Annotated in this window: 24 protein-coding genes; 13 read left to right on the forward strand and 11 right to left on the reverse strand. The window is 64.7% G+C overall.

Going from position 1 to position 24,056, the window contains the following annotated elements; genetic code table 11:
• Window positions 1–46: 46 nt before the first annotated feature.
• The gene (locus tag KK141_RS19090) at window positions 47–1,090 is read right to left on the reverse strand and encodes a FecR domain-containing protein (RefSeq protein WP_214572695.1); all 1,044 of its coding nucleotides are present in this window, start codon (window positions 1,088–1,090) and stop codon (window positions 47–49) included.
• Window positions 1,083–1,598 (reverse strand): RNA polymerase sigma factor, encoded by a 516-nt coding sequence (locus KK141_RS19095; protein WP_345777617.1) that lies wholly within the window; start codon window positions 1,596–1,598, stop codon window positions 1,083–1,085. Before KK141_RS19095 ends, KK141_RS19090 begins: the two co-directional genes overlap by 8 nt.
• Window positions 1,599–2,051: 453 nt before the next feature.
• Between KK141_RS19095 and glnA the strand changes: the two genes are divergently transcribed.
• Entirely contained in the window at window positions 2,052–3,461 is a 1,410-nt protein-coding gene (glnA, locus tag KK141_RS19100; RefSeq protein ID WP_214572696.1) for a type I glutamate--ammonia ligase, read from the forward strand.
• Window positions 3,462–3,569: 108 nt separating this feature from the next.
• On the opposite strand, the gene KK141_RS19105 is transcribed toward glnA, so the two are convergent.
• From KK141_RS19105 to KK141_RS19115, 3 genes are all read right to left on the reverse strand, one after another.
• On the reverse strand, window positions 3,570–4,511 hold the full coding sequence (locus KK141_RS19105) for a hypothetical protein (protein ID WP_214572697.1): 942 nt from the start codon (window positions 4,509–4,511) through the stop codon (window positions 3,570–3,572).
• Window positions 4,501–5,622, reverse strand: a complete 1,122-nt coding sequence (locus KK141_RS19110; protein ID WP_214572698.1) for a type IV toxin-antitoxin system AbiEi family antitoxin — start codon at window positions 5,620–5,622, stop codon at window positions 4,501–4,503. Before KK141_RS19110 ends, KK141_RS19105 begins: the two co-directional genes overlap by 11 nt.
• Before the next feature lie 212 nt (window positions 5,623–5,834).
• Window positions 5,835–7,037: an MFS transporter gene (locus KK141_RS19115; protein ID WP_214572699.1), complete on the reverse strand. Its 1,203-nt coding sequence runs from the start codon at window positions 7,035–7,037 to the stop codon at window positions 5,835–5,837.
• 106 nt (window positions 7,038–7,143) lie between these two features.
• On the opposite strand from KK141_RS19115, the gene KK141_RS19120 reads away from it, so the two are divergent.
• The 9 genes from KK141_RS19120 to KK141_RS19160 all read left to right on the forward strand — a co-directional run bounded on the left by KK141_RS19120 (window position 7,144) and on the right by KK141_RS19160 (window position 13,861).
• Complete coding sequence (locus KK141_RS19120; protein ID WP_214572700.1) at window positions 7,144–8,136, forward strand: AraC family transcriptional regulator; 993 nt, start codon at window positions 7,144–7,146, stop codon at window positions 8,134–8,136.
• Window positions 8,133–8,828, forward strand: a complete 696-nt coding sequence (locus tag KK141_RS19125) for a glutamine amidotransferase (protein ID WP_214572701.1) — start codon at window positions 8,133–8,135, stop codon at window positions 8,826–8,828. Before KK141_RS19120 ends, KK141_RS19125 begins: the two co-directional genes overlap by 4 nt.
• A 131-nt stretch (window positions 8,829–8,959) precedes the next feature.
• Window positions 8,960–11,170 (forward strand): glycoside hydrolase family 3 C-terminal domain-containing protein, encoded by a 2,211-nt coding sequence (locus tag KK141_RS19130; RefSeq protein WP_214572702.1) that lies wholly within the window; start codon window positions 8,960–8,962, stop codon window positions 11,168–11,170.
• A gap of 33 nt (window positions 11,171–11,203) precedes the next feature.
• A complete protein-coding gene (locus tag KK141_RS19135) occupies window positions 11,204–11,665 on the forward strand; it encodes a hypothetical protein (protein ID WP_214572703.1) in 462 nt (153 codons plus the stop codon).
• Window positions 11,666–11,766: 101 nt separating this feature from the next.
• Entirely contained in the window at window positions 11,767–12,294 is a 528-nt protein-coding gene (locus KK141_RS19140) for a hypothetical protein (RefSeq protein ID WP_214572704.1), read from the forward strand.
• Window positions 12,295–12,303: 9 nt separating this feature from the next.
• Window positions 12,304–12,603, forward strand: coding sequence for a hypothetical protein (locus KK141_RS19145; protein ID WP_214572705.1), 300 nt, complete (start codon window positions 12,304–12,306; stop codon window positions 12,601–12,603).
• 8 nt (window positions 12,604–12,611) lie between these two features.
• Window positions 12,612–13,028, forward strand: a complete 417-nt coding sequence (locus tag KK141_RS19150) for a hypothetical protein (RefSeq protein WP_214572706.1) — start codon at window positions 12,612–12,614, stop codon at window positions 13,026–13,028.
• A 12-nt stretch (window positions 13,029–13,040) separates the two neighbouring features.
• On the forward strand, window positions 13,041–13,475 hold the full coding sequence (locus tag KK141_RS19155) for a hypothetical protein (protein ID WP_214572707.1): 435 nt from the start codon (window positions 13,041–13,043) through the stop codon (window positions 13,473–13,475).
• A 101-nt stretch (window positions 13,476–13,576) separates the two neighbouring features.
• Window positions 13,577–13,861, forward strand: a complete 285-nt coding sequence (locus tag KK141_RS19160) for a hypothetical protein (RefSeq protein ID WP_214572708.1) — start codon at window positions 13,577–13,579, stop codon at window positions 13,859–13,861.
• A gap of 120 nt (window positions 13,862–13,981) precedes the next feature.
• On the opposite strand, the gene KK141_RS19165 is transcribed toward KK141_RS19160, so the two are convergent.
• The 6 genes from KK141_RS19165 to KK141_RS19190 form a co-directional block, all read right to left on the reverse strand.
• Window positions 13,982–14,296, reverse strand: coding sequence for a hypothetical protein (locus tag KK141_RS19165; protein WP_214572709.1), 315 nt, complete (start codon window positions 14,294–14,296; stop codon window positions 13,982–13,984).
• A 525-nt stretch (window positions 14,297–14,821) separates the two neighbouring features.
• On the reverse strand, window positions 14,822–17,596 hold the full coding sequence (locus tag KK141_RS19170) for a TonB-dependent receptor (protein WP_214572710.1): 2,775 nt from the start codon (window positions 17,594–17,596) through the stop codon (window positions 14,822–14,824).
• A gap of 235 nt (window positions 17,597–17,831) precedes the next feature.
• Complete coding sequence (locus KK141_RS19175) at window positions 17,832–19,646, reverse strand: GGDEF domain-containing protein (protein ID WP_250901880.1); 1,815 nt, start codon at window positions 19,644–19,646, stop codon at window positions 17,832–17,834.
• A 31-nt stretch (window positions 19,647–19,677) separates the two neighbouring features.
• Window positions 19,678–19,938: a hypothetical protein gene (locus KK141_RS19180; protein WP_214572711.1), complete on the reverse strand. Its 261-nt coding sequence runs from the start codon at window positions 19,936–19,938 to the stop codon at window positions 19,678–19,680.
• 178 nt (window positions 19,939–20,116) lie between these two features.
• Window positions 20,117–20,950: an SAM-dependent methyltransferase gene (locus KK141_RS19185; RefSeq protein ID WP_214572748.1), complete on the reverse strand. Its 834-nt coding sequence runs from the start codon at window positions 20,948–20,950 to the stop codon at window positions 20,117–20,119.
• Window positions 20,951–21,105: 155 nt separating this feature from the next.
• The gene (locus tag KK141_RS19190; RefSeq protein ID WP_214572712.1) at window positions 21,106–22,026 is read right to left on the reverse strand and encodes an AraC family transcriptional regulator; all 921 of its coding nucleotides are present in this window, start codon (window positions 22,024–22,026) and stop codon (window positions 21,106–21,108) included.
• A gap of 103 nt (window positions 22,027–22,129) precedes the next feature.
• Here KK141_RS19190 and KK141_RS19195 point away from each other — a divergent pair, with 103 nt between their 5' ends.
• The 3 genes from KK141_RS19195 to KK141_RS19205 all read left to right on the forward strand — a co-directional run bounded on the left by KK141_RS19195 (window position 22,130) and on the right by KK141_RS19205 (window position 24,034).
• The gene (locus KK141_RS19195) at window positions 22,130–23,158 is read left to right on the forward strand and encodes an aldehyde reductase (RefSeq protein ID WP_214572713.1); all 1,029 of its coding nucleotides are present in this window, start codon (window positions 22,130–22,132) and stop codon (window positions 23,156–23,158) included.
• 88 nt (window positions 23,159–23,246) lie between these two features.
• Window positions 23,247–23,630 (forward strand): type II toxin-antitoxin system RelE/ParE family toxin, encoded by a 384-nt coding sequence (locus KK141_RS19200; RefSeq protein WP_214572714.1) that lies wholly within the window; start codon window positions 23,247–23,249, stop codon window positions 23,628–23,630.
• 62 nt (window positions 23,631–23,692) lie between these two features.
• On the forward strand, window positions 23,693–24,034 hold the full coding sequence (locus KK141_RS19205) for a transcriptional regulator (protein WP_214572715.1): 342 nt from the start codon (window positions 23,693–23,695) through the stop codon (window positions 24,032–24,034).
• Window positions 24,035–24,056 lie beyond the last annotated feature (22 nt).

A 24,056-nucleotide genomic window follows, 5' to 3' on the forward strand; every position in this document is an offset into this window, starting at 1 on the left:
GTGCCCCGCGCGCCAGTCGGGTACCGCCGATTCGATGAATTTTTTCTTACAGCTTGCGCGTAATGCGAATGTCATCCGCGCCGCGCTGTACGCGCACGCCGGGCAAGGTGCCCAGGTAGGCGACGAAGGCTTCCGGATCGCGCGCATGGAAACGGCCGCTGATGCGCGTGGCGGCCAGGGCCGCATCGTCGATATGCAGCGGCGTGCCGCCGTAGATCGCGAAACGCCGCGCCACTTCAGCCACGGTGCTGTGTTCGAAATGGATGTCCGCGGGCAGCCAGGCGGTGTGCTGCGCCAGGTTTGCGCGGCGCTCCAGCGCGGCGAGGCGGCCGCCCGCCACTTCCGCGTACTGGCCCGCGCGCAGGTCGGCCAGTGCTTCCGGTTGGTTGGCGGAAGGCTCGCCCGTCCAGATGCGTACCTCGCCGCTCACCACGGCGACGCTGGCGCCATCCGCGCGGCGATGCGCGTCGAACACGGTGCCGACGTCTTCCAGCACCTGCTCGCCCACGCCCACGCGTAGCGGCCGCGCCGGGTCCTTGCCCACGTCGAACAGCGCGCCGCCGCGCAGCAGTTCGAAGCGGCGCTGTGCGTGGTCGTAGCGCACTGCCACCGCGCTGGCGCGGTCCAGCTGCAGCAGGGTGCCGTCGTCCAGCGCGACGTCGCGTACCTCGCCGGCGGAGGTATAGACGTCCATCGGCGCCGGTGACTCGTGCAGGAAGGCCGCGCCGCCGATCAAGGCGACGGCCACGGCGGCGATGGCCTGCTGCCACCATGGCGTGCGGGCGCGGCGCACCGGCGCGGCGGAAGGCGCACGCGGCAGCAGCGGACGCAGCTGCACCACCGCACGCTCGGTGGCGGCGAGATCGGCCAGCTCGGCGGTATCCAGCGCATCGAGCGCGGCGGCGGCGCTGAGGTCGCCGTGCAGCCGCGCCATGCCGATGTATTCGGACACATGCAGCGGCGATTGGCGCAGCCAGGCGAGGAAACGCGCGCGCTGCGCGGTATCCAGCCCTTCGCGCTGGTCCAGGTACCACTCGGCCGCCTGCTCGGCGGCGCGGCGCAGCAGGCGCGGGTCGATGGCGTCAGTCATAGCGCGCCATCCCGACGCGGCACGCGGCCAGCGCCTTGACGATGTATTTCTTGACCATGTTCGAAGAGACGCCCAGGCGTTCGCCGATCTCGCGGTAGCCCAGTTCGTCGCGGTAATGCATCACCAGCACCGCGCGGCAGCGCGGGGTGAGGCGGGCGATCAGTTCGCCGAGCCGGCGGCGGCGCAGCTCGCGGTCCACGCCGGCGGCCGCTTCGCAGGGCGTGGCCAGGCGTTCCAGCACGTCTTCCAGCGCGTCGCCGTTGACCGGCGCGCGCTGGCGCAAAGTGGCGTGCTCGCGCAGCAGATTGGAGGCGATGGTGAACAGGTAGGCCTCGGGATTGCGGATGTCCTGTGCGCCGTGCCGGTCCGCGCGCAGCAGGCGCAGGTAGACCTCCTGCACCAGGTCCTGCGCATCCCAGGCATGCGCGGTGCGCCTCAGGAAGTAGCGGTTGAGGGTGTCGCGCTGTTCCTCGAACAGGCGCGACAGCCCGGCGGCGGGATCGGTCACGGGCGCTCGCAGCGCGGAGAGAGATGGGCGCGGGACGCTAGTGGGTGGGAGTGACGGTTGTGTGACGACGCGCGGGCAGGCAGATGAGGGGCGGGCTCGCCAAGACGTAGCGACAGAGCGGGGCTTGCTTACTGCTTCTGCTTCATCGCTCCGCCCGCCCCTCACCCCAGCCCTCTCCCCGGAGGGGAGAGGGGGTTGGCTGTGTGGGCCTGGAGGGTCACGTGCCCGAATGAGGGGTGACGGGCTAGGATGGCGAGCGTTGTTCGCAGGCGAAAGGTGAAGCGCATTGTTGGTGCAAATTCGCGATTGATTTAGCGCCTTAAAGGTGCAAAGCGACCATCACCATTCACGCAATCCTTACGCAAGTAACTGATCCGGCTTGGCTCCTTCCGCTGGCATGGAGCTTGCCAAAGAGCGAGTTGTTTCCACGTCCCCACCTATTCGAGGTTCGTCATGTCCGCCCAGAAAGTGCTCGACCTGATCCAGGAACACGACGTCGAGTTCGTCGACCTGCGTTTCGCCGACATGCTCGGCAAGCATCACCACGTCACGTTCCCGGCGCACACCATCGACGAGTCGACCTTCGAGGACGGCAAGATGTTCGACGGTTCCTCGATCGCCGGCTGGAAGGGCATCAACGAGTCGGACATGATCCTGCTGCCCGACCCGGACACCGCCTACCTCGACCCGTTCAGCGGCCACACCCAGCTGGTCCTGCACTGCGACGTGCTGGAACCCAGCACCATGCAGGCCTACGGCCGCGACCCGCGCTCGATCGCCAAGCGCGGCGAGGCGTTCCTGAAGTCCACCGGCATCGCCGACACCGCCTTCTTCGGTCCGGAGCCGGAATTCTTCATCTTCGATTCCGTGCGCTGGCAGAACGACATGGGCCGCGTGTTCTACGAAATCGGCTCCGAAGAGGCCGCCTGGTCGTCGCGCTACAAGTACGAGGACAACAACACCGGCCACCGTCCGGGCGTGAAGGGCGGCTACTTCCCGGTCAGCCCGGTGGATTCGCTCGGCGACCTGCGCGCCGACATGTGCAAGGTGCTGGAGTCGCTGGGCCAGGTGGTGGAAGTGCACCACCATGAAGTGGCCAATGCCGGCCAGTGCGAGATCGGCGTGAAGTTCAACACGCTGGTGCAGAAGGCCGACGAGCTGATGACCATGAAGTACGTCATCAAGAACGTGGCGCACCAGAACGGCAAGACCGTCACCTTCATGCCCAAGCCGATCGTCGGCGACAACGGCAGCGGCATGCACGTGCACCAGTCGCTGGCGAAGGACGGCAAGAACCTGTTCGCCGGCGACCTGTACGGCGGCCTGAGCCAGACGGCGCTGTGGTACATCGGCGGCATCTTCAAGCACGCCAAGGCGATCAACGCCTTCGCCAACTCCACCACCAACAGCTACAAGCGCCTGGTGCCGGGCTTCGAAGCGCCGGTGATGCTGGCGTACTCCGCGCGCAACCGCTCGGCGAGCTGCCGCATCCCGTACGTGTCCAACCCGAAGGGCCGCCGCATCGAAGTGCGCTTCCCCGACCCGATGAACTCCGGCTACCTGGTGTTCACCGCGCTGATGATGGCCGGCCTCGACGGCATCATCAACAAGATCGACCCGGGCGCGCCGGCCGACAAGGACCTGTACGACCTGCCGCCGGAAGAAGAGAAGAACATCCCGCAGGTGTGCTCCAGCCTCGACCAGGCGCTGGACGCGCTGGACAAGGACCGCGACTTCCTCAAGGCCGGCGGCGTGTTCACCGACGACTTCATCGACGCCTACATCGCGCTGAAAATGCAGGAAGTCACCCGCTACCGCGCCAGCACGCATCCGCTGGAATTCCAGATGTACTACGCGCTCTGATCCGCAAGGGTCGGAGTTCCGCGAAGCAATCTGAAAGGACTGCTGGAACAGCGATGTTCCAGCAGTTTTTTTATGCGCTCGGATCGACGGAACCGTTTCTCGGCTGCGTCAGGCCTTGTCGCTTTCCACGATGCGGCGCGCGGATTTCCTCGCCTCTTTGAGCAGCACCTCGTACCTGGCAAGAAACCTGCGCACCAGGTTCGCCGCAAAGCGCTGGGCTTCCATCAGCGCCTCCTCGCCAGCGGCGGCGTAGTGGAAGCCGGCGTACTTCACCGGCCCGTCGCAGGTATGCGACAGCTCGGGCCGGCTGGGGTGGACGAACGAGAACTGCAGTGCCTCGATGCCGGCGTCGATGGAGGCGCCATGCAGGCCCGACTGTTTTTTCCCGACGAACATGCCGGCCATCTCTTCGATGCTTCCTGCGTACTGCAGAACATGGATGAGATCCGCAGCATCCTTGGGCGCATACCGCCGGTTGAGAGCCAGCGCCTTGAGGATGACGAAGGCCGGTACGTCGGCCACGTGAACCCTGCGCGTGAGTACGCCGCCGCCCACCGCCTGCGCCGTCAACTCGCGGGTGATGAACCAGTCGCGCGCCATGCCCGCATGCGGCATCGCCATGGTCGAAACATCTTCGCCTGCGAGCGGCACTTGTTTCGGGCGCGATGCATTGCCGCCGTCGCTCAGCAATTCGACCAGTACCGGAATGGCCCCGACGTCGAGACGCCATTGCCATGACGAACTCCTACCGCCTTCCATATGGCGCCTGAAGCCGCGCTCGGTCAGCTGCGCCGCCAGCGAGGCGTAATTCTCCCCGTCGCCGATCACCGCCAGGTCCAGCACGATGTCGACGTCGGTGGTGCCTGCATGGGCAGGTACTTCCGGAGGATTCGCCGGCGTCAGATAGCGCGGCGCAAGGCCGCCGATCAACCGCAAGTCGTCACCCAAAGTGCCAAAGGCGCCGAGCAAGGTGATGAGTGCCTGTTCGCATGCGCCGGTCACCTCTTCGCCGTATCCGTCGGCGGTACGAGGTTTGTTTTCAGATCCCATCGGCACCCAGCTCCATCTTCATGCGGACGTTCTCGGCGAGCTCTTTGTTTCTGCCCCGTCCGTTGAGCAGATCCAGGTAGAGAATAAAGGGACTGGCCGACCACAGTCCGTTGTCATCGCATGCACGGAACAGCAGGCTGGAGACGTCGCGCTCGATCAGCGTGACGTTGAAGCCTTTGTCCGCGGGTTCCAGATCCAGCTGTTGCGCGAGCCGTGCAGCATGTCCCGGCGCAACGATGATTTCGGCATCGCTGACGGCGGTGAGCAGCGGCGCATAGGCGTTTGCCGGCGCCGTGCCGGTGAATGCCCAAGGGGACGACGACGTATACGCGGCCAGCGGCTCGGCCACGCGTTGCCGCAGGCTCCCGGGCGTCGGCGGAGCAAAGCAGTACCAGTGGGTGCGTTTCTCGTGTTTCGGAGGCCAGGCCTGCGCCCACGCATCGAGCAGCGCATTGGGCTTGACCAGACGCCGGCGCCGGGCGGGCCCCGTGCCCTCCGCTTCGCACCACTCCAGCAGCTCCAGTTCCTGCAGGACCTTGGAGCAGGTAAAGCCTGTTGTCTGGGCTGACTCGGCCAGTTCGGTCACCTGCAGCCATTTGCGTCTGGAGTGAAGCAAGGCATGCACGACGCTGGCGCGTGCATTCGTAAACAGGTTCATGGCTTTGTGTTTCGGCTTGGGCGCGGGTCCTGCTTCGGCCTGGCGGATGTCGATGATCCAATGCCGCCAGCGCAGGTGCAGCGTGCCCTGCCGGTCGAAGTAGGCGATGCCCTCCTGGCGCAGCAGTTCCCGGGCGCCGCGGCTGAGTGCTTCGGCGGCGATCAGGGGAATGACCGGCGTGTCGCCGCGCGGCTCGAAGCTCCGGACCTGGGTGATCGCCTGGGCGATGTCCCGCGGATAGGCCTGCCCCAGCAATTCGATGGCGAAGTCGACCGCCTGGCCGTCGACGATCAGGCGCAGGTAGAGGTCCAGGTAGCGGCCTGGACTCAGCAGGTACTCATCGTGGCGGATGGCCACCTTGCCCCTGGTCGCCTCCAGCAGACCCACCAGGACCGCATCGGCCAAGGAATGGGGGGAGGCAGGCTCAGACGTTCCCGTAAGGTTCTCGCCCATGGTGTGCGCCTTTTTAGTTAAAGTGGCCTTTTTAGCTGTACAGCAAATATGGCATATTTAGCTAATGTTAGCTAGACAGCGCATTTTAGCTGATCAGCTAAAGTGGTCAAAAGAGCTAAACTAAAAAAGCCGCTGCACCGGCTTCAAGGGCACGGGAACCCACGCCAGATCCAGACATCGACACCCTGCTGGAGGAACGCAAGCGAGGTAGCTCAGGTCGCCGCGGCAGCGGTCCTCGCGCGAAAGCCGAGGACCACCATCGCCACCGCGCCGAACAGCACCACCGCACTGCCCGCGAACACGCCGCGCGCACCGCCCGCATCGAAGATCACGCCGCCGATCGCCGCGCCCAGGCTGATCGCCAGCTGCACCGCCGCCACGATCAGGCCGCCGCCGCTTTCGGCCTGGTCCGGTACCGTGCGCGTGATCCAGGTGGACCACGCCACCGGCACGCCGCCGAAGGCCATGCCCCACAGCGCGATCAGCGCGGCATGCGCCGCCGGCACGTGGCCCAGCGTGACCAGGCCGATGGCGATCAGGCCCATCAGCAGCGGCATGCCCAGCAGCATCGCGCGCAGGTTGCGCTCCAGCACCAGGCCGGCCAGCGAAGTGCCGACGAAGTTGGCGATGCCGAAGCCGAGCAGGATCGCGGACAAGCCGCCGACGCTGACGCCGGTGACGGTTTCCAGGAACGGCCGCAGATAGGTGAAGAACGCGAAGTGGCCGGTGAACACCAGGGTGCAGGCGAGCATGCCGCGGCTCATGCCGGGGCGCTGCAGTACTTCGACCAGGGTGCGCAGCCGCGTGGAACCGGTGGGCGCCATCCGCGGCAGCGTCACCAGCTGCCACACCAGGGCGAGCAAGCCCAGCAGCACGGCCAGCAGGAACACGTTGCGCCAGCCGATCAGCGCGCCGAAATAACTGCCCATCGGCGCCGCCGCGATGGTGGCCAGCGACACGCCGCTGAACATCAGCGACAGCGCACGCGGCACCAGGTGCTCGGGCACCAGGCGCATGGCGGTGGCCGCCGACATGGTCCAGAAGCCGCCGATGGCGATGCCCAGCAGTACGCGGCCGACCAGCACCGCGGCGAGGTTGGGCGCGTAGGCCACCAGCAGGTTGGAAACGATCAGCAGCACCGAGAACGACACCAGCACCCAGCGCCGGTCGATGTTCCGCGTGGCGGCCGAGATCAGCAGGCTGGTGATCATCGCCACCACCGCGGTGGCGGTCACCGCCTGGCCGGCGACGCCTTCGGTAATGCCCAGGCTCGCTGCCATCGGCGTCAGCAGACTGGCCGGCAGGAATTCCGCCGTGACCAGGCCGAACACGCCCAGGGTGAGCGAGAACACCGCGCCCCAGACGGGCTGTTCGCGCGCCTCGCCGCGGGTGGTCAACTGCAAGCCTCCGTCCATCGTGCGTTCCGTTCTTATAGGTGTGAGGGAGGCGCAGCGTAGGAAAGTGTGGCCGGACGGTCTATGATGATGAATCTTCGAATCTTGATCGATCGTCCTGATCGCCATGGATATCCAGCCTTCCGCCACCCCGCACGACCTAGCCAGCGAGCTGCTGCTCGGCATGCGCCTGGTTGGCGTGCAGTACCGCCGTATCGAGGTGTCGCCGCCGTTCGGGCTGGCCTTCGGCGAGGAGCCGGGGCGGGCGCAGTTCCATTTCGTGGCGCGCGGGCCGGTGTTCCTGCGCAGCCCCGGCGGCGTCATCCATCGCCTGGATACCAGCGCCGCGGTGCTGCTGCCGCGCGGCGGCGCGCACCATCTGCTGTCGAGCGCGCAGCCGGAACAGCCGTGCAGGGACATCGCCACGCTCAGCGCCACCGAGCTGTGCCCGACCGTGCGCGGCTGCGCCGACATCGGCGTGTGCCACGGCGAGCGCACCCTGGTCTTCAGCGGCTGCATGGAATTCGATCTCGGCGGCATGCAATCGCTGGTGGCCGCGATGCCCGAGGTGATGCTGGTCGGCACCTTGCTGGACAGCAACCCGGAACTGCGCGCGATGCTCGATGCGATGGAGCGCGAATCGCTGGCGCCGCGCGCCGGTTCGGCCGGCATCCTGGCGCGGCTGGCCGACGTGGTGTCGGCCTTTATCGTGCGCGGCTGGGTGGAATGCGGCTGCGGCGACGCCAGCGGCTGGGTGGAAGCGCTGCGCGATCCGCGCCTGGGCAAGGTGCTGGTGGCGCTGCACCGCGACCCGGGCCGCCACTGGACGGTGGCGGAACTGGCCGCGCAGATGGACAGCTCGCGCTCGGTGTTCGCCGAACGCTTTCTCGCCGTCACCGGCATGACGCCGCTGCGCTATCTCACCGAACTGCGCATGCGCCTTGCCGCGCAGTGGCTGTCGCGCGACCGCGAGCCGATCGAGAGCGTGGCCTACAAGCTGGGCTATGGTTCGCTGGCCGCCTTCAGCCGCGCCTTCAAGCGCGTGGTGGGCCGTCCGCCCGGTGCGCTGCGCGCGCACGCGCCGGAGGAATCCAGGAACGCCAAGGAGTCGACCGCATGACACGCACCGCCATCGCGATACGCCACGTGGCTTTCGAGGATCTTGGCCTGCTGGCGCCGATGCTGGCGGAGCGTGGCTATGCCGTGCGTTATCTGGAGGCGGGTGTCGATGCGATCGACGCTGGTGTGCTCGATGCGGCCGATCTGGTGGTCGTGCTGGGCGGGCCGATCGGCGTGTACGAAGTCGACCGTTATCCCTTTCTTGCCAGCGAACGCGCGGCAATCGCCGCACATTTGGCGGCACGTAAGCCGACGCTTGGCATCTGTCTCGGTGCGCAGCTGATCGCGCAGGCGCTGGGTGCGGAGGTGGCATCCACCGGAAAGGTGGAGATCGGTTTCGGCGCACTCACCTTGACCGACGAAGGCCGCGCTTCCGTGCTCAAGGAGATCGGCACGGTGCCCGTGCTGCATTGGCACGGCGATCAGTTCGCGATTCCCGCCGGCGCGCAGCGTCTGGCGCAGACGCCGGGTTTTCCGAACCAGGCCTTCGCCATCGACCGGCACGTACTCGGCCTGCAGTTCCATCTGGAAGTGGAAACCACGCAGCTGGAGCGCTGGCTGATCGGGCATGCGCATGAGCTGGCTGCGCATCGGATCGATCCGAATTCGCTGCGCCGCGATGCCGCTGCGCACGGCAGTGCACTCACCCATGCAGCACGCGGCATCTTCGCCGCCTGGCTCGACGGCCTGTGATGATTTCCGCCAACGCCTTGATGATTTTCCCCAGGGCGGCGGCAACCTCGACGGACAACTGAGCGCCCGGCGTGCATACTCCGGCTCCTCGGCCATCGCACCGCGGCGATGCCATTGCGGAGGACTGAAGGATGAAACGCAAAGCCGGCAATGCACTGCGCTGCGCCATCGTGTTGGGACTGGCCGGCTGGATGGGCCTCGCCATGGCGCAACAGGCGCCGGCCGCGCATCCGTGGAGCGACGCGAAACTTTCGCCGGATCAGCGCGCCGACCTGCTGCTGAAGCAGCTCACGCAGGACGACAAGTTCCACCTTATCCGCAGCTATTTCGCCGGCCCGCGCAAGCCGGAAGACAAGCCGGTACCGCCGGGTTATATCGGTTCCGCTGGCTATATTCCGGCCATCGAACGCTTAGGCATTCCCGCCATCCAGGAAAGCGATGCGGGCCTGGGCGTAGCCAGCTCCGACCGCATGCGACCCGGCGATTACGCCACGCCGCTGCCGGCTGGCCCCGTGACCGCCGCCACCTGGGATCCGAAAGTGGCCTTCCGCGGCGGCGCCATGATCGGCGGCGAAGCGCACGCCAAGGGCTTCAACGTGCTGCTCGCCGGCGGCACCAACCTGATGCGCGAGCCGCGCAACGGCCGCAATTTCGAATATGCCGGCGAAGACCCGCTGCTGGCCGGCACCATCGTCGGCGAAGCGATCCGCGGCATCGAAAGCCAGCACGTGGTGTCCACCATCAAGCACTTCGCCTTGAACGACCAGGAAACCGCGCGCACCACGGTCGACGTGCGCATCGGCGAGCAGGCCATGCGCGAATCCGACCTGCTGGCTTTCGAGCTGGCGATCGAGCGCGGCAAGCCCGGTTCGGTGATGTGCTCGTACAACAAGCTCAATGGCGACTGGGCCTGCGAGAACGACTATCTGCTCAACCAGGTGCTGAAGCGCGACTGGAAGTATCCCGGCTTCGTGATGTCCGACTGGGGTGGCGTGCATAGCGCGGCGAAGGCGGTGAATGCGGGGCTGGATCAGGAATCGGCCGCCGAGATCTTCGACAAGCAGATCTACTTCGACGCACCGCTGCGCGAGGCGCTGGCGAAGGGCGAGGTAAAGCAATCGCGCATCGACGATATGACGCGGCGCATCCTGCGCAGCTTCTTCGCGGCGGGTATGTTCGAGCATCCGGCGAAGAAGGCGCCGATCGACGAGAAGGCCAACCTTGCCGTGGCGCGCGAGACGCTGGAGGCAGGCGCGGTGCTGCTGCGCAATGAGAACGGCTTGTTGCCGCTCGATGCGGCCAAGCTGGAATCGGTGGCGGTGATCGGCGCGCATGCCGACAAGGGCGTGCTGGCCGGCGGCGGTTCGTCGCTGGTGACGGCGAAGGGTGGCAATGCAGTGCCGGGTTTGAAGCCGGCCGACTGGCCCGGTCCCATTTTGTATCACCCATATGCGCCGCTGAAGGCGCTGCAGTCGATGGCGCCGAAGGCAAAGGTGCAGTTTGCCGGTGGTGAGGATGTTGCGGCCGCTGCAGCGTTGGCGGCGAAGTCGCAGGTTGCGGTGGTGTTCGTGGAGAAGTGGGCCGGCGAAGATTTCGACGCACGCGATCTGTCGCTGCCCGATGGCCAGGACGCCCTGGTCGCCGCGGTTGCCAAAGCCAACCCGCGCACCATCGTGGTGCTGGAGAACGGCAGCCCTGTCGCGATGCCGTGGTTGGAACAGGCCGGTGCGGTGCTGGAGGTGTGGTATCCCGGCGGCGATGCGGGCAACGGCATCGCCAATATCCTCTCCGGCAAGGTCAATCCCTCCGGCCGCCTGCCGCTGAGCTGGCCACGCGATGTATCGCAGCTGCCGCGTCCGGAGCTCCCGGGTGCGGGTGGCGGTACGCCGCCGGAGAGCGTGGATTACGCGATCGAAGGTGCGAACGTCGGTTACCGCTGGTATCAGTCGAAGAACATCCAGCCGTTGTTCCCGTTCGGCTATGGGCTGTCGTACACCACGTTCGAGCATGGTGGGCTCAAGGTGGATGCGAAGGATGGCAAGGTCACTGCCACGGTGACGGTACGCAACAGCGGCAAGCGTGCGGGTGCCGACGTTGCACAGGTTTACGTGCAGGTACCGGGAGCGAAGGTGCGGCGGCTTGCCGGGTTTGCCAAGGTGTTTCTGAAGCCGGGGGAGCAGCGGGTGTTGAGTATTCCGTTGGAGCGGAAGCTGTTGGCGGACTTCGATACGGTGAAGCATGGGTGGGTGGTGCGTGGGGGGGAGTATGTTGTGAGTGAGGGGCGGTCGTCGGTGGAGCTTGGCAAATCGGTGACTGTGCAGCTTTCTGGCGATTCGCTCTAGACGTCAAGGTTGCTGACAAGGCATGGGGGGCTGATGCTGGTTATGGAATTTGAGTATCCGCGCGATTGCGATCTGCTCTGGATCGCATCGGATGCCAAAGGTCACCTCGGTGCCTTCCTCACTGCTGGCCAGGGGCCTGTTCCTAAGCACGGTGTACTCAGGCCGGAAGACGTTTGGAAAGTGGAAGAGGAGATCAGCCATCTTCCTCGGCTTGGCGGGCACCGGCTTCTGACTTCTGTACCAAGGCCCGATGATTTGATCGTGTTGGCCGAACAAGGTTTTTTTGTGTACGACTGGCGGGATGCGCATCGGAGTGGTGCGGATGCTTCACATTGCTATGAGCTCATATCGATACCTGACAAGCCGCTGCTGATAAGCGATTTGGATGCACGGATCAGGGGTCTGGCGACGTCGCTCGAAGGCGCCGATTTCGGGAGCGATGCGGCTGTCGATGTGTGCACCATGGTCGAGTGCTGCACGCTCGGGAGTGGGTAACGGTGAGATAGGCGTCTACAATCCAGGCCATACCCATCACACAGCAAAATCAGAGTGAGTTTCGCGCTGATCTCGACCTTGACTGGTAGATGGCGGTTCGGATGAAAAGCAATGATCTTGACGCGCTGCGCCGTCGCAGATCCGAAGCGGCTGCGGAGAGGCAAAAGCTCGAACTGCGTGCGGCGCATGGCGAGCGGTTGGTCAACGCCCTACAGATGGTCAGCAAGGGTGTGAAGCTGGAAGACTTCAGTGCTGAGAAGGGCTTGGTTCCGTTTGCCATCACTTGGCCGGAGCGCCTGGAAGACGCCGGCGGTCTGGTTGCGGCGTACGTAAGCAGGGGTCGCGCTTTCTCGATTGCGAAATGCCTGACGTCCAAGGTCCATACAAAGTCAGGACTGATCGGGATTTATGGAAACGCCTATCTTGGATACTGTTCTGCCGAGAAAGTGAGCATTGAGGGGATGCTTGTGGCTTCGGAGAAGATCGACGATGCCATTGTCTTCTATCCAGACCCAGGCGATGGGGCAGTGGTCTTCGATTGCTATTCAAGCAATCCCGGCAAGGCGTATAGCGTTCTTGTTCAAGGTACGAGCCTGATCGAAACCCTGCGGAATTGCTTCCAGAGTTAGGCGATAGAGATGAACCTTCAAAGCAAGTTGCGGCTGAGCATCACGAGTGCGCTATGGGGAGCGGTTTTTTCAACTCTCCGGGCTGTGGTTTGCTTTATCCATGCGGAGGATTCGATCTTGATCGTCTTCTACGTGGATGGGGCCATCAGCGAGGACGATGAGGAGTCTCTCGACGTGGCGGTGACGGAAGTGTTGGCGGATTTCACCTCCGACGTGGATACCTCCCATGAAATCCGCAGGGTCGATTACCCGTCGCGCATGGATTTTGACGACGGCGTGCTTGTTTATCTGAGAAAAGAGGCGGCTTAGCCCATCGCATGAGCGAGAGGTTCCTTTTGAGCGTGTCCCTGCGTGTGCACCATCCTTCCATCAGTGCGGAACAGGTCGTCGATATCTTTGGCTGGACTCCAAGGATCGCTCAGACCGTGCATGAGCAACGCAGAACCCGGTCGGGAAAAGAATTGCCTGGCCGATATGGCGAGACTTTTGTGCTCTTTCCGCTGGATGCCGAAGATCATGAATTTCCGGAAGATTTCCTTTCGGCTTATCTGGCAGAACCCGAATCACCGGGTGTGCGTGCTATCAGGCGCGCAGTCGATGCGGGATGCAGGGTGACATTCGTCTTTGGCATCTTCTGCCCGCAGAGCAGTGGGTTCGATCTGGATCGAAGGTTGATTGAGGCGGTCCATCTCACGGGGGTTTCGCTTTCGTTCTTTCTGTACGGTTCTGCGTAGGTCCGACACACCATGAACTACTACGAACAAGAAATCATCAACGCCCTGGCGGCCGGCAAAGGCAACGTCGTTTGCGCCGAAGGTGGTGCGGATGAGGTGTTCGCGCGGGTCATGGAGCGGTATCCGGTGCATGGATCCAAGATCGCTTGGTCGTGTGTGGAGGGTTCTGTCGAAGAGCAGGAATGGAATCTTGATCTTCACTCACAGAGTTTTGAGCGGTTCTTTCGCGACGCGGTTTCAAAATTCGGTCTGAGTGGCGAGTTGGTTTATGTGGGGGACGGTCTGACGGACTTCGCCTTGAGCGGGTCGATCGAGGCGTTTGAAGGGCTGCTTGGTGTTATCTTCGAGGTGCCGCATCACCATTACTTTCTTGGTCACGATCTCGATTGGTGCATGTGCCTTTCAATGGAGGGCGGTATGAGTTTCGGATTCTCGCCGATCCCTTAGCGCACTGATGATGACCTTCCTTCTAAGGGTATGCTCGCAGCGACATCAGGGATCGCCTGATCGGCCGCTTGCTTTCCTGATCAATGGATCCGCGAGGTAACATGTCTTTCAAAGACATCATCTTCGTCATGGCGATTTATACGCTGGCGCAGTACGCGTTCTCACGATTTGTCGCCTATAGGCTAAGCAAGTACGACAAGAATTACTTCAAGGGCCTGGACTTCTCATGGGGAAGTATGCGGGTGTCGTTTGGCATCACCAGGATGATTTTTGATGCAGAGCTTCCGCCTGAAAATTACTCGGTGGAGATGAAGCGTCTGATTCTGGCGGCAAGGACTGTTTATGCCGCAACGATTCCATTGCTTGTCGTATTGCTGATCTTCTAGGGCATATGCGGGTGCTGTGGTTTGCGTGTGGCGACCCTCCACTCACGGCTCCGGCCGGCCCCTCACCCCGGCCCTCTCCCCGGAGGGGAGAGGGGGTTGAGAGGGTGTCGCTGGATTGTTCTAGGAAGCGTCGCTCTCGGCGTCGATCGTCGAATGCTCTTCGCCGCGTACCTGCAACCACTGCATCCGCAAATGTGCCTGCGTCGCGCAGCGGGTTCCCATTTCGATGAACGTCGCGATGCTTTCCAACATGGTCGGCAAACGCTGCGCATTAACACTGCCACGCTCATCGACGAGTTCCGCCAACAGCCGGATCGCGTTGTGTGCGTAATGCAGCCACTCAGTCGCATCGTTCAACAACGCATCCGGCGCCGCCTCCGGATCCGAAAAATATTCCACGTGGCGTGTGAGCCACGCTTCGCCAAAGATATCCATAAGCAACTCCTTGCCATGCGCCGCCCTTGTCCCGAGAACGGCACGCCGCCGGACAGCACGGCGTGCCGCGACCATACGGACTCGAGGTTTACCGACCACCTGGGACACAGGCGCCGGGCGGCTTGATTGAGGAAGTGGATGGCGGCTTCAGTCGCTTTCGCCGTTGCACGAAGCAACGCGCCGGGTTTCACGGCTAGGAATCATTACCTGCGAAAACTCTTAGACCGCGGCTCTTCAACCGTGTCCGCGAAGATGGCGGACAGCCCGATTAGTCGGCGGATGTGTCGCCCGGGGGATCGGTGAGCGTACGAGTGACGTATGATCTGGCACAGCCATGATCAACTCCTGCTTAGTTGGTGATGGTCAGCGGGTCAGGGGTGTTAGCGCACCCTTGGCCCGCGCTCTCACGACATTGCTGCCATGGTTGCCCGCGCCGCGCATCGAAACTACAGCGCGGGCAACGAGAATCACGCTAGCAGAGCAACCCAAGGTTGTCTGTAGGGCGATTCTTAATTACGCGAAGTATCAGAACGAATACTTCGCCGTCAGCAGAGTAGTCATCCCCGAATCCACCACGTCGGAAATCGCCAGGCTGTTGCGACCGACATGCGACCAGTACGTGTAGTTCTTGGTGAGGTTCGAAATCGACAGATCCACCTGGAAGCCATGCGCAAACGCGTAGCCCGCATGCAGGTCGACGCGCGCCACCGGGCGGATCCACAGATTGTCCCAAGGCTGGTTCTGGCCGAAGTAATCGTAGGTCGACACGTACGAGCCGGCGTAGTGATAGCTCAGATTCACCGAGAAGCCATTCTTCTCGTAGAACAGTTCCGCATTCGCCATCAGCTCCGGCGCGTTCTGGATGCGCTGATGGTGGAAACCATCCAGGCCCAGATCCACCGACGTCCACTGCCGTGTGGCATTGAAGCCCACGCCGAAACCATCGAACGGCGCCGGCATGTCCTGGAACTTCTGCCGCAGCGCCGTTTCCACGCCATACACCTTGCCGTCGCCGCCGTTCTGCGGCCGCACGTACTGGATCGAGCCGGCATCGGTGGTGCCCGCATTCACCGGATTGCTGCCCGATTCGTAGATGTAGTTGGACAGGCTCTTGTAGAACAGCGCAGCCATCGCATGGCCACCGTGCTGGTTGCCCCATTCGCCGGAGAGGTCGAAGTTCAGCGACTTGATCGGCTTGAGGTTCGGATTGCCCTCGGTAATCGTGGTCAGGCCATCGGCCGACACGCTTACCTGCGAGCCGCCGCCGAGCTGCACGAAGGCGGGGCGCGTATAGCTGGTCCAGATCGAGCCGCGGTACACCGCGTTGTCACCGTCGCGGTAGTTGACGAACAGGCTCGGCAGCGGCTCGTCGTAGTGGGTGAAGTTGCGTGCGAAGTGGCCGGTCAGCTCCGCGCCGGTGTTATCGTGCGGCGTGGTCCAGAAGGTGTTGCGGATGTCGGTGTGCTCGAAGCGCAGGCCGGGGATCACTTCCAGGTCGCCCCACTTGAAGTTGGCCATGGCGTAGGCGGCGCTCACCGTTTCGCGCGCGCGCTGGGTGTTGCAGTTCCAGTTGTTGACGTAGAGGCTGCCGCAGGTGTCCAGGTCGGCGTCGGAGACGCGCGAGGCGATCAGGCGCTTGAGCGCGGCCTGGTCGATGGTCGGTACCGCGTAGTCGTACACACCGGGGAACACCGACGAATAGCCGCCGTCGATCAGGCCGAGTGAGCCGAAGCTGCGACCGTCGGTGTACTTGGCGGTGGTCCAGTCGCGGTTGGTGAACTCGCGGTGGGCGTCGCTGTACTTCACGCCGAACTGCAGGCTGCGCAGCGCGCCGTCTTCGAAGTCGTAGCGCGCGTCGAACTTCGCGCCGCCCTTCTCCTGGCCGCTGAAGGACTTGGTCAACTGGCCCGAGCGGCGCGCATACATGGTGGCCACGTTGTTGAGCTGCGCATTCATGGCCGGCGTCAGCATGGGGTAGGGCAGGTGGTCGGCGCCGTAGCTCATCACCGTGCTCGCGCCATAGGGGAAGTTGGCGGAGCTGTACTGGTCGTTGCGCGCGGAGATCTCGACGTGATCCGGGCGGTCGTTGTCGCCGAAGCTGTAGAACAGGCTGGGCGACAGCGTCCAGCCGCCGAGGGTCTTGTCGCCGCCGACCTGGAAAGTGGCCAGATCCGCCTTCTCCGGGTTGGTCTCGTACCAGAAGCGGGTGGCGATGCGGCCGATCACCGGCTGATACAAGCCGGTATTGCCGATCGGCGCATAGCTGACATTGGCGGGGATGATCTGCAGATACGTGGTGTTCTGCTCGGTCTGCGCATAGCCGTAGGTGGCGCGGGCGTAGGCGGTGAGTGTGTCGTCCACCTTCCAGTCCAGCGACACGTTGCCGCCGTAGCGCTTGGTATGGCCGGACGACGTGCCGATATTCATGCCGGTGCTGAGCAGGTTGCGCACGGGGTCGAAGCCCGGCGCGTTGTCGCCCTTGGCGGTGGTGCGCGCGAACTCCCAGGAGCCGTCGTTCAAGGCGGACGAAGCGGCGGCGGCTTCGCTGTTCACGTAGTTGCGCTTGTCGTAGTAGGCGCTGGCGTAGATGCCGAACTGCTGCTCTTGCCCGAACTTGCTCTGGAACTCGCCGGCCAGGCCGCCGCCCAGGCCGTTGTCGCCGTAGTCGCGGGCGCGGCTTTCCATGCGGCCGCTGGCGGTGACGCTGCCGCTGGTCGGCGCGCTGAAGTCGAACGCGGTGGGCGTGCGGAAATCGATGGTACCGCCGATCGCGTCGCCGTCCATGTCGGCGGTGGAGGTCTTGTTCAACACGATGGTCTGCAGGCCCGAGGGCGGCAGCAGGCTGAGCTGCACGCCGCGGCTGTACGCCATGCCCTGTGCCACGTTCACGCCGTTGATCAGGTTGACGTTGTATTCGGCATTGAGGCCGCGCACCGAAGTGAACATGCCTTCGCCGCGCGAGGCGCCGTCGATGCCGCCGAAGTACGACTGCCCGGTGTTGAACACGTTGACGCCCGGCAGCAGGCCCAGCGCCTCGGCCACGTTGTGCACGGCGGTGTACTTCAGGTCGTCGGCCGACAGCACGTTGACCGTGTTCACCGCATCCATCTGCAGCTGGCTGGCGTCGTAGCGGTTGGCGGCCACGGTGATCTTGCCCAGCGTGGTGGCGGCGGCGGGAGCGGCGGTGCTGTCCTGCGGGGCGGCGGGTGCGTCGCCGGCATAAGCGGCGGCGGAAAGGCTCGCAGCGGCGATGGCCGCCGCGATCGCGCGCGCCAGCAGGTGGTGGTGGGTCGAACGCATGCAGTGCAACTCCGGAGTGGGGATGACGCCCGGCCGTGGGGAGCGGCCGAAGGGAAGCCGGCGAAGCTAGAGAGCACGCGTGAAAATTACGTGGCGCGTCGATGAAAAACCCACACGAAGCTGACGCGTCCAGACGTCTAAATGAAATATGTGCCGACACCGCCATGCGTCATACGCACGACATATAGGCCAGCAAAAATGCCCTGGAAAGATCGATCTAAATGCGCTTCGGTGGTCAGGCGACCTTGGCGCCCGGCGCGGCGTCGCCGTCGGCCACGACGCGATTGCGTCCACCGCGCTTGGCGCGGTACAGCGCCGCATCCGCATCGCGGCACAGCGGCTGCATCGCATAGCCGGAGGTGGTGGTCACCGCCATGCCGATGCTGGCGGACAGCGCGACCACCTGGTCGCCGGCGCCCGCGGGCGTGGTCTCGATCGTGCGGCGCACGCGCTCGGCCAGCATCAGGCCGTGCTCGCGGTCGCAATCCAGCAGCAGGATGCCGAACTCCTCGCCGCCGAGGCGGCCGAACAGATCGGACGAGCGCAGCAGCGGCCGGCACAGCGACACCACGTGCTTGAGCATGTCGTCGCCCACGGCATGCCCGTGCGTGTCGTTGATCTGCTTGAAGTGATCCAGGTCGATGAACATCAGGCAGGCCTTGCCGTGCTTCCTGTCCAGCAGATGCAAGGCGCGATCGGCGTCGGCGATAAAGGTCTGGTGGTTGAGGATGCCGGTCAGGCCATCTACGCACGAGAGCTTCTTGAAGCGCAGCTGCGAGCGCTTGATGCGGAACAGCCAGAACACGATCGACACCAGCAGGAGAAGCAGCATGGCGATGTACAGGCGGCTGGTCTCCACCGCCTTGGTGTTCAGGGCCTGCTGCAGGCGCAGGATGCTGTTCTGCTTGGCCAGCGACTCGGTTTCCAGCCGCTGCACGTGCAGATGCTGCTGGGCCATCTCGTAGGCCAGCGTGCGTGCGCTGACATCGTTGAGATAGCCCTTGTCCTGCGCCGAATACTGTTCGTGGTAAGCCAGCGCGGCGGCGGCGTGGCCCTGGCGCTTCTCCACTTCGTACAGCACCTGGTAGGCCACCATCAGCCATTCGCTGATCTCGCCCGGGTGCGCCATGGCGATGGCGGCGAGGCCGGCTTTGCGCGCCTCGCCGTCGTTGCCCAGCATGGCCTGCGCCTGCGCGCGCTCGGCCTGCGCGGAGAGCATGTGCGGATAGAAGCGATTGAGTTCGATGGTGGGCGCGACATGGTCGAGCAGGGCCATCGCCTTGGCCGGCTGCTTCTCGTCGATAAACAGGCTGCCCAGCACCAGGCGGATGCTGTTGGTGGCCACCGGCTGCTGCGCAGCGGCGCAGGCGTCGATGCCGGCCTGAACTTCGGGGCTGGCCGAATGCAGGCGCTTGCCGTTGTACAGCGCGGCCACCAGCAGGTTGAGCGGCAGGCAGCGGTTCTCGCCGGGCGGGATGGCCTCGTCCATCATCCGCGCGTACTTGATCGCCAGGTCGGTCTGGCCGGCCAGGTCGAGCATCTGCGAGAGATTCATCAGCACCAGGAACCGCGTCATCGGGTCCTTGATGGCCGGCAGCTCGGAAGCCAGCCGGTTGGCCAGGGTGAAGGCCTCTTCGTAGCGCTGGTTCCAGCCCAGGTTCATCAGCAGCAGCGAGGAAGCGCGCAGGCGGATGGCGTCGTCGCTGGCGTGCTCGATGATGTCGCGCAGTTCCTGTTCCGACTTGGCGTAGTTGCCCTGGAACATCACTTCCCACGCATCGAGATAGCGCAGGCGCCAGGCGTCGCGCGGCGTCAGCGGCGGGGTCTCGCGGTGCAGGCGCGCGAGCATCTGCACGAAGCGGGGATGATCCTTGCGCTGCAGGCTCTCGGCCTGGTCGAGGAAGGCCGTGGCGTCGCCGATGGTGGACGCTTCGGCCGGCTCGATGGTGTTGGTGCCGGGCGTTTCGGCATGGCCGGGCTGCACAAGCACGCCCAAGGCCAGGACCGCGAGCGCGGTCCAGGTCTTCAAGCGGTCTGGCAGCCGGGCCATGGCGGCGCCGTATCCGACGCGGGCGCCGTGCTTACTCTTCTTCGGGCGCCAGCGGCGGCATGTCCTCGGGCGATTCTTCTTCTTCGTGGCCCGGCGCCTGGGTGACCTGCGGCGGCTCGGACTTCTGCGCGCCCAGTTCCACCACCAGCGGTGCGCTGTCGCCGCTGAGCGCGGCCGACTTCAGCGCCTCGGAAGCTTCGGCTTCGAGCTTCCTGGCCAGTTCGTCGCCCGGCATATAGCGCAGCGAAGCATCGCTGCCGATGGCTTCGAGCAAATCGATGGTATCCATCATGGCTTTCCCCTTATCCCCTGTTTACGTTCGTTATGGTGCAGCCGCTTGGTCTTGCACGCCGGCGGGATGGATGCGCCGGTCGTTTGCCGGGCTGTCCGCCACGCCTTGGGGCGCAGCGTACCGCCAGGTCACGCGGGGTGCTGTGCCCCCGAAAGCATAAGCGCGCGCCGTGTCCGCTTCATGCCAGCGCGCTTTCCCTGTCCAGGGCTTCCAGCCGTTCCTGCATGGCCACGTTTCGCTGCAAGGTCTGTGCCGGCGGCAGCACCACGGTCTCTTCCGAGGTCACCGTCACATGGGGCAGCTCGGCCAGGGTCACGCGGCGGATGCGCGGCTGTTCGATCGGCAGCGTGGCGCCGCGGTAGATGATCACTTCGTGATCGAGCGGGTAGTCGCGATGGAGCAGTTCCACCAGCAGCTCGCGGTATTTCGGGCCGGTGGTGAAGCGGCCGAGCGAGCGGTCGCCGACCAGGCCCACCTGCCACAGCACCAGATAACCGGCGTTGTCGATGCGGCGCTCGTAGAACAGCAGCTGGCTCGCTTCGAAATGCTGGCAACCGTAGCGGCCGGGGTCGATCCCTAAGTCCGCGTAGAGGCAATCCTCCGCGGAGATGCCCGGCTCCATATGCGCCTGGAAGCCTTCCGCGCGCGCCGTTTCGATCACCTTGTGCGGCGACCACGCGAAGATGCCCGGATGCCCGTAGAACACGCCGCATACCCGCTTGCCGGCGCGCACCTCGGTCATCATCACCTCGACCCATTCGCGATAGGTCTTCATGCGCGACTTGCCTTCGCGGTAGTACGGCTGAAGGCTGCGCACGTCCGAGTGCATGCGCTGCAGCCACAGCTCCACCACGCCGTCGGAAAGCCCGGCGAACACCACGTCGGCCTGCTGGATATGGCTGCGCGCGAGCGGGGTGAGATGCGACCCGAGGGTCATCCCCAGACCGACGCAGGCTAGGCTGCCGCGGCGCGGTTCGGGTTCGTTGGCGAGTGGTGAAGGCGAGGTCGGCATCGCGTGATAGTAGGGCAGTTTTGTGAGCGGACGCACATCTTCATTTGTGAAGGGCGGGGTGTGGCTGTCGGTACGCTGTCGCTCGTTGGCACAGGGGATGCCGGTCAGCGCTGTCATTTATGACGGCGCGGGCACGGCGGCGCTGCCATGCCGGCTCAGCCTGCGTTTCGCGCTGCATTGCGGTAAGTCTTGGGCGATTGCCCGGTCACGCGTTTGAAGGCGTTGCTGAAAGCGCTTTCGGAGGCATAGCCCAGTGCCTGGGCGATGCCCGACACCGGCGTGCTGTGCTCGCGCAGGCTGCGTTCGGCCAGGCGCATGCGCCACTCGGCGAGATAGGCCAGCGGGGTGATGCCCGCCACCGTCCTGAAATGCAGCGCGAAGGTGGTGCGCGACATGGCGCAGGCCGCGGCCAGCTCGTCCAGATGCCAGTCGCGGGCCGGTTCGCCATGCATCAGGCGCACGGCCGGGGCGATGCGCGGATCGCCCAGCGCGCGCAGCCAGCCTGCCGGCATGGGGCGCGACGTCTTCAGATGCGCCCGCAAGATCTGGATGAAGAGCAACTGCGCCAGATGCTTCGACACCAGCTGCGTGCCCGGCTGGTCGAGCGCGCGTTCTTCCATCAGCTGATCGAGCAGCCAGCGGAAGTTGCTGGCATGCGGCGACGACGCCGGCACGTGGATCCACGGCGGCAGCACGTCCGCCAGCAGCTTGCCGCTGGCCGGATCGAGCAGCACGTGGCCGCCGATATGCGCGAAGTCGCGGCCGTCGCCCAGCTGCGCGGTGCCTTTCACGCCGGCAAACGCGGCCATCGCATCCACGGGTTCCACGCCCGGTTCGCTGGCCAGCACGAAGGAACGTGGCGCGGCCATCAACCCGACGTCGCCTGTGTCGAAGCGCAGCGGCTCCGGCTCGCCGTCGATCAGCACCCAGCAATGGCCGCGCACCACGGCGAAGAACTTGATCTTCTCCGGCGCCGGAAAGCGGATGGCCCAGGCGCCGCCCGCGGTGAAGCCACCGGTCACCAGCGATTCGGCGCTGGTGAACTTGAGGATCTCGGAGAAGGGGTCGGTGCTCATGTCCGTACTGTCGCGACAGAAACTCGCACTTTCAAGCATTCAAAGTGCGGCGGGGCGCGCCTAGGCTTATCCGCTTTGGCAAAGCCATCCCCCAGGATTCGAGATGAACAACGAAACGGTATTGGTCACCGGCGGCACCGGCTTCATCGCCCAGCACTGCATGCTCGCCCTGTTGCGCCAGGGCTACCGGGTGCGCACCACGGTGCGCTCGCTGGCGCGCGAAGTGGAAGTGCGGGAGCACCTCAAGGTGGGCGGCGTGGAGCCCGGCGAGCGCCTGTCGTTCGTGCGCGCCGACCTGGTCAGCGATGAAGGCTGGGCCGAGGCCATGGCCGGCTGCAGCTATGTGTTGCACGGCGCATCGCCGACGCCCTCGGGCGAACAGGCCAACGAAGACGACTGGGTGAGGCCCGCCGTCGACGGCAATCTGCGCGTGCTGCGCGCCGCAAGGGACGCCGGCGTGAAGCGCGTGGTGCTGACCTCGGCCTTCGGCGCGATCTGCGCCGGGCACAAAGCCATGAAGCGGCCGTTCGACGAATCGGACTGGAGCGATCTGTCGGGCGAGGTGTGGCTGTATCAGAAGTCGAAGACACTCTCCGAGCGCGCAGCCTGGGACTTCATCGCCAAGGAAGGGCGCGGGCTGGAATTGTCCGCGGTGAATCCGGTGGCCGTGCTCGGCCCGGTGCTCGGCGCCGATTACTCGCACTCGATCCGCCTGATCAAGAACCTGCTCGCCGGCCAGTTCGCCACCGCGAAGATCAACTGCGGCTTCGTCGACGCCCGCGACGTCGCCGACCTGCACCTGCTCGCCATGACCCACCCCGCCGCCAAGGGCGAGCGTTTCCTCGCCACGGGCGGCGAGAGCATGTGGATGGTCGACGTGGCCAAGGTGCTGCGCCGCCGCCTGGGGGCCGCCGCCGGCAAGGTCTCCACGCGGGTGCTGCCGAACTGGGTGGTCCGCCTGGGTGCGCTGCGCGACCCGGTCATGCGCGGCATCGTCCCGCTGCTGGGCGTGACCATGAACTCCACCAGCGAGAAAGCCATCCGCCTGCTCAAGTGGGCGCCGCGCAGCCAGGAGGAGGCGATTGTGGCGACGGCGGAGAGCCTGGTGCAGTTGGGGTTGGTGGGACAGTAAAAGCCCTCCGCACCCCGAAAGTGGATCGATCGCGCCTCGATTGATGGTAACCCATTCGTTACCATGTTGGCATACAATGAGGTGCCTCATGGCGACGGTCAGGGACTACATCGACCAGAGCGGTCACAACCATTACCGGACATTTTTCAATGCCCTCAGCGCTGTTGCCGCCGCGAAAGTGGCGGCCATCAGCGCCCGCCTGGCCACTGGCAATACGTCAGGTCTCAAGAGCCTGGGTGCTGGCTTGGCCGAATGGCGTCTCGATTGGGGGCCGGGCCTACGCATCTATGTGCATCAGGACGGTGACGAATTGATTCTCTTGCTTGGTGGCAGCGACAAAGGCGACCAGCAGCAAGCCATTACCCAGGCCCGCAGACTGGTAGCCGAATACAAGATGCTCAAGAAAAACGCCGGCAGCAAAGCGCCGGTTGCAGCCAAAGCGAGGAAAGGGGACGCAACCAGGAGGAAGTGAATGATCGAGCCACCTCACGATGAACCACCCACCAGGATCCACAGCCAGCGAGGCGTAATGCCATGGCACTGACAGTCGACTACCGCGAGACCATCGCGAACCGCATTCAAAACGACCCGGCCTTTGCGCGCGCACTGCTGGACGAAGCCACCTCCATGCTGCTCAACGGCGAGACGGAAGCGGCGCGCCTTCTGATGCGCGACCTGACGCACGGCCTGATGGGCTTCGAGGGCCTTTCCAAAGCCACCGGCACACCATCCAAGAGCCTGCATCGCATGCTTTCCAAAGCCGGCAACCCCGGCATGGATGCGTTGGGCGCCATCTTTCGCCAGCTCACCCGCGCGGTGCTCGATGCCCCGGCAGCAGTTGCACACGTGCTGCCCGCCGAGGCCCTCCCGGCCTAAGCGCATCGCTGCCATTTGCACC

It is taken from the genome of Dyella sp. LX-66, from assembly GCF_018599165.1.
Lineage (GTDB): Bacteria > Pseudomonadota > Gammaproteobacteria > Xanthomonadales > Rhodanobacteraceae > Dyella_D > Dyella_D marensis.

Bases quoted from the DNA above. Each gene is read 5' to 3' on its own strand.
- KK141_RS19090 (WP_214572695.1), bottom strand. From the start codon at position 1,090: ATGACTGACGCCATCGACCCGCGCCTGCTGCGCCGCGCCGCCGAGCAG.
- glnA (WP_214572696.1), top strand. From the start codon at position 2,052: ATGTCCGCCCAGAAAGTGCTCGACCTGATCCAGGAACACGACGTCGAG.
- KK141_RS19105 (WP_214572697.1), bottom strand. From the start codon at position 4,511: ATGGGATCTGAAAACAAACCTCGTACCGCCGACGGATACGGCGAAGAG.
- KK141_RS19110 (WP_214572698.1), bottom strand. From the start codon at position 5,622: ATGGGCGAGAACCTTACGGGAACGTCTGAGCCTGCCTCCCCCCATTCC.
- KK141_RS19115 (WP_214572699.1), bottom strand. From the start codon at position 7,037: ATGGACGGAGGCTTGCAGTTGACCACCCGCGGCGAGGCGCGCGAACAG.
- KK141_RS19120 (WP_214572700.1), top strand. From the start codon at position 7,144: ATGGATATCCAGCCTTCCGCCACCCCGCACGACCTAGCCAGCGAGCTG.
- KK141_RS19125 (WP_214572701.1), top strand. From the start codon at position 8,133: ATGACACGCACCGCCATCGCGATACGCCACGTGGCTTTCGAGGATCTT.
- KK141_RS19130 (WP_214572702.1), top strand. From the start codon at position 8,960: ATGAAACGCAAAGCCGGCAATGCACTGCGCTGCGCCATCGTGTTGGGA.
- KK141_RS19135 (WP_214572703.1), top strand. From the start codon at position 11,204: ATGCTGGTTATGGAATTTGAGTATCCGCGCGATTGCGATCTGCTCTGG.
- KK141_RS19140 (WP_214572704.1), top strand. From the start codon at position 11,767: ATGAAAAGCAATGATCTTGACGCGCTGCGCCGTCGCAGATCCGAAGCG.
- KK141_RS19145 (WP_214572705.1), top strand. From the start codon at position 12,304: ATGAACCTTCAAAGCAAGTTGCGGCTGAGCATCACGAGTGCGCTATGG.
- KK141_RS19150 (WP_214572706.1), top strand. From the start codon at position 12,612: ATGAGCGAGAGGTTCCTTTTGAGCGTGTCCCTGCGTGTGCACCATCCT.
- KK141_RS19155 (WP_214572707.1), top strand. From the start codon at position 13,041: ATGAACTACTACGAACAAGAAATCATCAACGCCCTGGCGGCCGGCAAA.
- KK141_RS19160 (WP_214572708.1), top strand. From the start codon at position 13,577: ATGTCTTTCAAAGACATCATCTTCGTCATGGCGATTTATACGCTGGCG.
- KK141_RS19165 (WP_214572709.1), bottom strand. From the start codon at position 14,296: ATGGATATCTTTGGCGAAGCGTGGCTCACACGCCACGTGGAATATTTT.
- KK141_RS19170 (WP_214572710.1), bottom strand. From the start codon at position 17,596: ATGCGTTCGACCCACCACCACCTGCTGGCGCGCGCGATCGCGGCGGCC.
- KK141_RS19175 (WP_250901880.1), bottom strand. From the start codon at position 19,646: ATGGCCCGGCTGCCAGACCGCTTGAAGACCTGGACCGCGCTCGCGGTC.
- KK141_RS19180 (WP_214572711.1), bottom strand. From the start codon at position 19,938: ATGATGGATACCATCGATTTGCTCGAAGCCATCGGCAGCGATGCTTCG.
- KK141_RS19185 (WP_214572748.1), bottom strand. From the start codon at position 20,950: ATGCCGACCTCGCCTTCACCACTCGCCAACGAACCCGAACCGCGCCGC.
- KK141_RS19190 (WP_214572712.1), bottom strand. From the start codon at position 22,026: ATGAGCACCGACCCCTTCTCCGAGATCCTCAAGTTCACCAGCGCCGAA.
- KK141_RS19195 (WP_214572713.1), top strand. From the start codon at position 22,130: ATGAACAACGAAACGGTATTGGTCACCGGCGGCACCGGCTTCATCGCC.
- KK141_RS19200 (WP_214572714.1), top strand. From the start codon at position 23,247: ATGGCGACGGTCAGGGACTACATCGACCAGAGCGGTCACAACCATTAC.
- KK141_RS19205 (WP_214572715.1), top strand. From the start codon at position 23,693: ATGGCACTGACAGTCGACTACCGCGAGACCATCGCGAACCGCATTCAA.